At 38.3% G+C, this 7,523-nt stretch carries 6 protein-coding genes; all 6 read left to right on the forward strand.

All coding sequences use genetic code 11. The features are described 5' to 3' along the window. On the forward strand, window positions 1-3,736 hold a 3,736-nt coding region (locus tag AC1DTM_RS14610; protein ID WP_477000395.1), incomplete at its 5' end, for a PolC-type DNA polymerase III. Window positions 3,737-4,069: 333 nt separating this feature from the next. Then, complete coding sequence (gene rimP, locus AC1DTM_RS14615) at window positions 4,070-4,540, forward strand: ribosome maturation factor RimP (protein ID WP_000359098.1); 471 nt, start codon at window positions 4,070-4,072, stop codon at window positions 4,538-4,540. A gap of 17 nt (window positions 4,541-4,557) precedes the next feature. Then, entirely contained in the window at window positions 4,558-5,664 is a 1,107-nt protein-coding gene (gene nusA / locus AC1DTM_RS14620; protein ID WP_002111366.1) for a transcription termination factor NusA, read from the forward strand. Window positions 5,665-5,675: 11 nt separating this feature from the next. Continuing rightward, a complete protein-coding gene (gene rnpM, locus AC1DTM_RS14625) occupies window positions 5,676-5,948 on the forward strand; it encodes an RNase P modulator RnpM (protein ID WP_002088161.1) in 273 nt (90 codons plus the stop codon). Then, window positions 5,949-6,260, forward strand: coding sequence for a YlxQ family RNA-binding protein (locus tag AC1DTM_RS14630; protein ID WP_002111365.1), 312 nt, complete (start codon window positions 5,949-5,951; stop codon window positions 6,258-6,260). 4 nt (window positions 6,261-6,264) lie between these two features. Next, the coding region (infB, locus tag AC1DTM_RS14635) for a translation initiation factor IF-2 (RefSeq protein WP_477000396.1) at window positions 6,265-7,523 on the forward strand (1,259 nt) is incomplete at its 3' end.

Consider the following 7,523-nt stretch of genomic DNA (forward strand, 5'->3'; position numbering starts at 1 on the left):
GGCTATGGAAGAGATGGCTAAAAAGCAAGCTGAAGAAAGTGATGTTGTTCATGAAGGACCAGTTGTGCTTGGTTATCTTATTAAGCCAGATGAAGAGATTACGCCGCTGCGTGAAATTCAAGATGAAGAAAGAAGAAAAACCGTTCAAGGGTATGTTTTCCATGTAGAGACGAAAGAACTTCGTAGTGGACGTACGCTATTAACTTTAAAGATAACGGACTATACGAACTCTATTATGATTAAGATGTTCTCACGTGATAAAGAAGACATCCCGATGTTACAATCCTTGAAAAAAGGAACGTGGGTAAAAGCGCGTGGTTCAGTTCAAAATGATACATTTGTGCGTGATTTAGTTATGATCGCAAATGATATAAATGAAATAACGGGGCCTTCTCGTAAAGATAAAGCAAAAGAAGGGGAAAAAAGAGTAGAACTTCATCTTCATACTCCAATGAGTCAAATGGATGCTGTTACTTCTGTTTCTAAGCTCGTTGCCCAAGCAGGAAAATGGGGGCATGAGGCTATTGCAGTTACAGACCATGCTGTTGCACAGTCATTCCCAGAAGCATATTCTGCTGGTAAAAAGGCTGGAGTTAAAGTTCTATATGGTGTAGAAGCAAATTTAGTTAATGATGGTGTGCCGATAGCGTATAACGAAGCACATCGTCTACTTGCAGAAGAAACATATGTTGTCTTTGACGTTGAGACAACAGGGTTATCTGCTGTATATGATACAGTCATTGAGTTAGCTGCTGTAAAGATAAAAGGTGGCGAAATTATTGATCGCTTTGAATCTTTCGCAAATCCTCATCAACCATTATCGGCGACGATTATTGAATTAACAGGTATTACAGATGATATGTTAACTGATGCACCAGAAGTGGACGAAGTGTTTAAAAAGTTTGAGGAGTGGATGGGTGACCATACACTTGTTGCTCATAACGCAAGCTTCGATATGGGCTTTATTCACGTAGGTTTTAAAAAGGCTGGGATAGAAAAAACGAAAAATCCAGTTCTTGATACGTTAGAACTTGCACGTTTCTTATTCCCGGAAATGAAAAATCATCGATTAAATACGATGTGTAAAAAGCTTGATATTGAATTAACGCAACATCACCGTGCGATTTATGATACAGAAGCAACGGGATATTTACTTGTGAAGATGTTAAAAGATGTAATTGAAAAGGGATTTGAATATCACGATCAACTAAACGATAGTATGGGACAAGGGGATGCATATAAACGTGGGCGTCCAAGTCATATGACATTACTTGCCACATCAGATGTTGGGTTGAAAAATTTATATAAACTTGTTTCATATTCTCACTTGAATTACTTTTATCGTGTACCACGTGTACCACGATCACTATTAAAAAAATATCGTGAAGGCATTATAGTAGGAACAGCTTGTGACAAAGGTGAAGTGTTTGAAGCTATGATGCAAAAAGCGCCTGAAGAAGTAGAAGAAATTGCGCAGTTCTACGATTATATTGAGGTCATGCCTCCAGAAGTGTTACGTCATTTAGTAGAACGTGAACTCGTTCGAGATGAAGGACAGTTAAAAACAATAATTTCTAACCTAGTAAAACTAGGTGAGACGTTAGATAAGCCAGTTGTTGCTACTGGGAATGTGCATTATTTAGATCCAGAGGACGCGATATATCGGAAAATTTTAGTCAGTTCGCAGGGCGGAGCTAATCCGTTAAATCGCCATTCATTACCGCCTGTACATTTCCGTACAACAAATGAAATGCTAGATTGTTTTTCATTCTTAGGTGAAGACAAAGCAAAAGAAATTGTTGTGACAAATACACACAAGATTGCATCATTAATTGGTGATGTTCATCCAGTAAAAGATGATTTATATACACCGAAAATTGAAGGTGCCGATGATGAAACACGTGATATGAGCTATGTAATGGCACGAAGTATCTATGGAGATGAACTACCGGAAATTGTAGAAGCTCGTTTGGAAAAAGAATTGAAAAGTATTATTGGACATGGATTCGCCGTTATTTATTTAATTTCACATAAGCTTGTGAAAAAATCGTTAGTAGACGGTTATTTAGTRGGTTCGCGTGGATCGGTAGGTTCATCATTTGTTGCAACGATGATGGAAATTACAGAAGTAAATCCATTACCACCACACTATGTATGTCCAAATTGTAAACAATCAGAGTTCTTTAATGACGGTTCTGTAGGTTCTGGTTTTGATTTGCCAGATAAAGAATGCCCAACATGTAATGTTCCATATGTGAAAGATGGGCATGATATTCCTTTCGAAACGTTCCTTGGATTTAAAGGGGATAAGGTGCCGGATATCGATTTGAATTTCTCCGGAGAATACCAACCACGCGCCCATAACTATACGAAATTACTGTTCGGTGAAGATTATGTATACCGCGCAGGAACAATTGGTACGGTTGCGGAAAAAACCGCTTATGGGTATGTGAAAGGTTATGCTAATGATCATAACTTAACAATTCGAAATGCAGAGATTGATCGCTTAGTTGCGGGATGTACAGGTGTAAAGCGTACGACCGGACAGCATCCAGGTGGTATTATCGTTGTACCAGATTACATGGATATTTTTGACTTTTCACCAATTCAGTTTCCGGCTGATTCAATAGGTGCTGAGTGGAGAACAACGCACTTTGACTTCCACTCAATTCATGATAATTTATTGAAACTTGATATATTAGGACACGATGATCCGACTGTTATTCGTATGCTTCAAGATTTAAGTGGTATTGACCCGAAAACAATCCCAACGGATGATCCAGAAGTAATGAAGATTTTCTCTGGTCCAGAATCTTTAGGGGTAACGGAAGAACAAATTAACTGTAAAACAGGTACACTTGGTATACCAGAGTTTGGTACGAAATTCGTAAGACAAATGTTAGAAGAAACGAAACCAACGACGTTTTCAGAGCTTGTCCAAATTTCTGGACTGTCCCATGGTACAGATGTATGGTTAGGTAATGCGAATGAATTAATTTATAACGGTACGTGTACACTGAGTGAAGTTATCGGTTGTCGTGATGACATCATGGTATATTTAATTTATCAAGGCTTGGATCCATCATTAGCCTTCAAAATCATGGAGTCGGTGCGTAAAGGTAAAGGTGTACCAGAAGAATGGGAAGAGGAAATGAGAAATAACAATGTACCAGGTTGGTATATTGATTCATGTAAGAAGATTAAGTACATGTTCCCTAAAGCCCATGCGGCTGCTTACGTACTTATGGCTGTACGTATCGCATACTTTAAAGTACATTTCGCACTTTTATTCTATGCGGCATATTTTACAGTTCGTGCAGATGACTTTGATGTAGAGGCGATGGCGAAAGGTTCAGCATCCATACGTGTAAAAATTGATGAAATTGCACAAAAGGGATTGGATGCAGCACCGAAAGAGAAGAGTTTATTAACGGTACTAGAAATGACACTTGAAATGTGTGAGCGTGGTTATTCATTCCAAAAGGTTGATTTATACCGCTCGCATGCAACCGAATTTATAATTGATGGGGATACTTTAATTCCTCCATTTAATGCAGTGCCTGGTCTTGGTACAAACGCAGCTTTCAGTATTGTTGAAGCTCGTAAAAATGGTGATTTCTTATCAAAGGAAGACTTACAGCAGCGCAGTAAGGTTTCTAAAACGATTATTGAGTATTTAGATGGTCAAGGTTGTCTAGGAGATTTACCGGATCAAAACCAATTGTCACTGTTCTAATAGGTAGGAAAAGTCTTTGCAAATCAATATTTGCTATGGTATACTGTAAATCGAGATAACCATGTCATGTATATTTTGTGAAAAAGAGAGTGGGGAAACCCACTCTTTCGTGTTACTATCTACATTTTGTCTATGTAGATAGTAAAGATATTTCTGTCGTATATACATATTTTGTTACAAGTTTTACTTCTTAAATTTGGTAATACTAGGACAGATATTCCCTGCTTAACGGCAGGGGCTTTTGTTAGCTAACGAGAAAGAATAAGATAGACCGTCTTTATGAACGGGATCTTTTCTTGTAAATGGTACATGGCGGCAGGAAGGAGGCTGTTTATGGATAAGAAAGTCACAGAAGTTGTAGAAGCATTTGCGCAGCCAATCGTTGAAGAGTTAAATCTTGAACTTGTAGATGTAGAGTATGTGCAAGAAGGACAAGACTGGTTCTTACGCGTATTCATCGATTCTGAAAAGGGAGTCGACATTGAAGAATGCGGTGCGGTAAGTGAACGTTTAAGCGAAGCTTTAGATAAAGAGGATCCAATTCCTCATCTTTACTTTTTGGATGTATCATCTCCTGGAGCGGAACGCCCATTAAAGAAAGAGAAAGACTTCCAGCAAGCGGTAGGAAAACAAGTGGCAATTAAAACATATGAGCCGATTGATGGTGAGAAGATGTTTGAAGGAAAGCTACTTTCCTACGACGGTACTACAATTACACTACTATTAACAATTAAAACACGTAAAAAAGAAATCCAAATTCCAATGGATAAAGTTGCGAATGCGCGACTTGCTGTTACGTTTTAGTAAGAAGGGGGATCTTCATGAGCACTGAGTTGTTAGATGCTTTGCTCGTATTAGAGTCAGAAAAAGGTATTAGTAAAGATATTATTATTGATGCGATTGAAGCAGCATTAATCTCTGCTTATAAACGCAATTTCAACCAAGCACAAAACGTTCGTGTGAGCTTTAACCCAGAAGTGGGAACAATTCAAGTTTTAGCACGTAAGGACGTTGTGGATAATGTATTTGATCCACGTCTTGAAATCTCTGTAGAAGAGGCAAGACAAATTAATCCAAACTACCAAGATGGCGATGTACTAGAAATTGAAGTAACGCCAAAAGATTTTGGTCGTATTGCAGCGCAAACTGCAAAACAAGTTGTAACACAGCGAGTTCGTGAGGCGGAACGTGGTGTTATTTATTCAGAATTTAGTGATCGTGAAGAAGACATTATGGTTGGTATTGTACAGCGCCAAGATGCTCGTTTCATCTATGTAAGCTTAGGTAAAGTAGAAGCTTTATTACCTGTAAGTGAGCAAATGCCAAATGAGCAATATAAACCACATGATCGTATTCGCGTATTTATTACAAAAGTAGAAAAGACAACAAAAGGACCACAAATTTACGTATCACGTACACATCCTGGTCTTTTAAAACGTTTATTCGAAATGGAAGTTCCAGAAATTTATGATGGAACTGTAGAAATTCGCTCTGTAGCACGTGAAGCAGGCGACCGTTCTAAAATTTCTGTATATGCAGAGAATATCGATGTTGATCCAGTAGGTTCTTGTGTAGGACCAAAAGGACAACGTGTACAACGCGTTGTAGATGAACTAAAAGGTGAAAAGATTGACATCGTTCGCTGGTCGAATGACCCAGTTGAATATGTTGCAAATGCTTTAAGTCCATCACAGGTTGTTAAAGTACTTGTAGATGAAGCAGAGAAAGCAACAACTGTTGTTGTTCCAGACCACCAGCTTTCATTAGCGATTGGTAAGCGTGGACAAAATGCGCGTCTTGCAGCTAAATTAACAGGCTGGAAAATTGATATTAAAAGTGAGTCTGATGCGAAACAACTTGGTATTGTGACAGAAGAAGATAACGTAATCGCATTCGGATTCGATTCAGCTGAAGACGAAATCGAATAGAGGTGATGAGTATGAGCAATCGAAAAGTTCCGTTACGAAAATGTATTGCGACGCAAGAGATGAAATCAAAACGAGAGCTAGTTCGCATTGTTCGTTCCAAAGAGGGCGAAGTGTCTATTGATTTATCAGGAAAAAAATCAGGACGAGGTGCATATTTATCAAAAGATAAAGAAAGCATTATTCAAGCTCAAAAGAAAAACATTTTGGAACATCATCTAAAAGCGAAAATCGACAGTTCTCTGTACGAAGAGCTTCTTGAGCTTGTTGAGAAGGAGTCGAAATAAGTGTCTGATTGGAAATCATTTTTAGGACTAGCAAACCGCGCTCGAAAAATTATTTCGGGTGAAGAACTCGTTTTAAAAGAAGTACGAAGTGGCAAAGCAAAGCTAGTATTGCTTTCTGAAGATGCGTCAGCGAACACTACAAAACGCATCATTGATAAAACCACGTACTACAACATACCAATGAGAAAAGTCGAAAATCGACAACAATTAGGGCATGCGATTGGGAGAGACGAGCGAGTCGTTGTAGCTATTTTAGATGAAGGCTTTGCGAAAAAGCTACGTAGCATGCTCGATACAAATTACCGGGGGTGAAGGTATGAGTAAAATTCGAGTACATGAATATGCAAAAAAAAATAATATCTCAAGTAAAGATCTTATGACAAAACTAAAAGAGATGAATATCGAGGTTTCGAATCATATGACAATGTTAGAAGATGAAGTAGTAAACAAATTAGATAATCAATATAACACTGGAGCGGAAAAACCTTCTGTTGCAGATGAGTTTGAAGTAGAAGAGAAAGTTGTTCGCAGTAAAAAGAACAGCAATAAGAATAAGAAAAAAGGCAAAGCAAATGAAGACAAACGTCAAGATAACTTTGCTGGAAGACAACAAACACAAATAGTAGAAACGCCAGATAAAATCACTTTCTCTGGAAGCCTTACAGTAGGTGACCTTGCTAAAAAGTTAAGCAAAGAGCCATCTGAAATTATTAAAAAGCTCTTCATGCTAGGAATTATGGCAACAATTAACCAAGACTTAGATAAAGATACAATTGAGTTAATTGCAACTGATTACGGTATTGAAGTAGAAGAAGAAGTAGTTGTAAGTGAAACTGAATTTGAAACATTCATCGATGAGCAAGATGATGAAGAAAACTTAAAAGAACGTCCAGCTGTTGTTACAATTATGGGACACGTTGACCATGGTAAAACAACATTGCTTGACTCTATCCGTAATTCAAAAGTAACTGCTGGCGAGGCTGGTGGAATTACTCAGCATATCGGTGCATACCAAGTTGATGTAAATGATAAGAAAATTACGTTCTTAGATACACCAGGTCACGCGGCATTTACAACAATGCGTGCTCGTGGTGCACAAGTAACAGATATTACAATTCTTGTTGTTGCAGCTGATGACGGTGTTATGCCACAAACAGTTGAAGCGATTAGCCATGCGAAAGCAGCTGGAGTACCAATTATTGTTGCTGTGAATAAAATGGATAAACCAGCGGCAAATCCTGATCGTGTAATGCAAGAATTAACAGAATATGAATTAGTTCCAGAAGCTTGGGGCGGAGACACGATTTTCGTACCAATTTCTGCGATTCAAGGCGAGGGAATTGACAACTTACTAGAAATGATCCTTCTTGTGAGTGAAGTAGAAGAATATAAAGCAAATCCAAATCGCTATGCAGCTGGTACTGTAATTGAAGCACAGCTTGATAAAGGTAAAGGAACTATCGCGACATTACTTGTTCAAAACGGTACACTTCGAGTTGGAGATCCAATTGTTGTTGGAACATCATTCGGTCGTGTTCGTGCAATGGTAAGTGATATTGGTCGTCGTGTAAAAGT

Source organism: Bacillus sp. P4_D3, assembly GCF_056401855.1.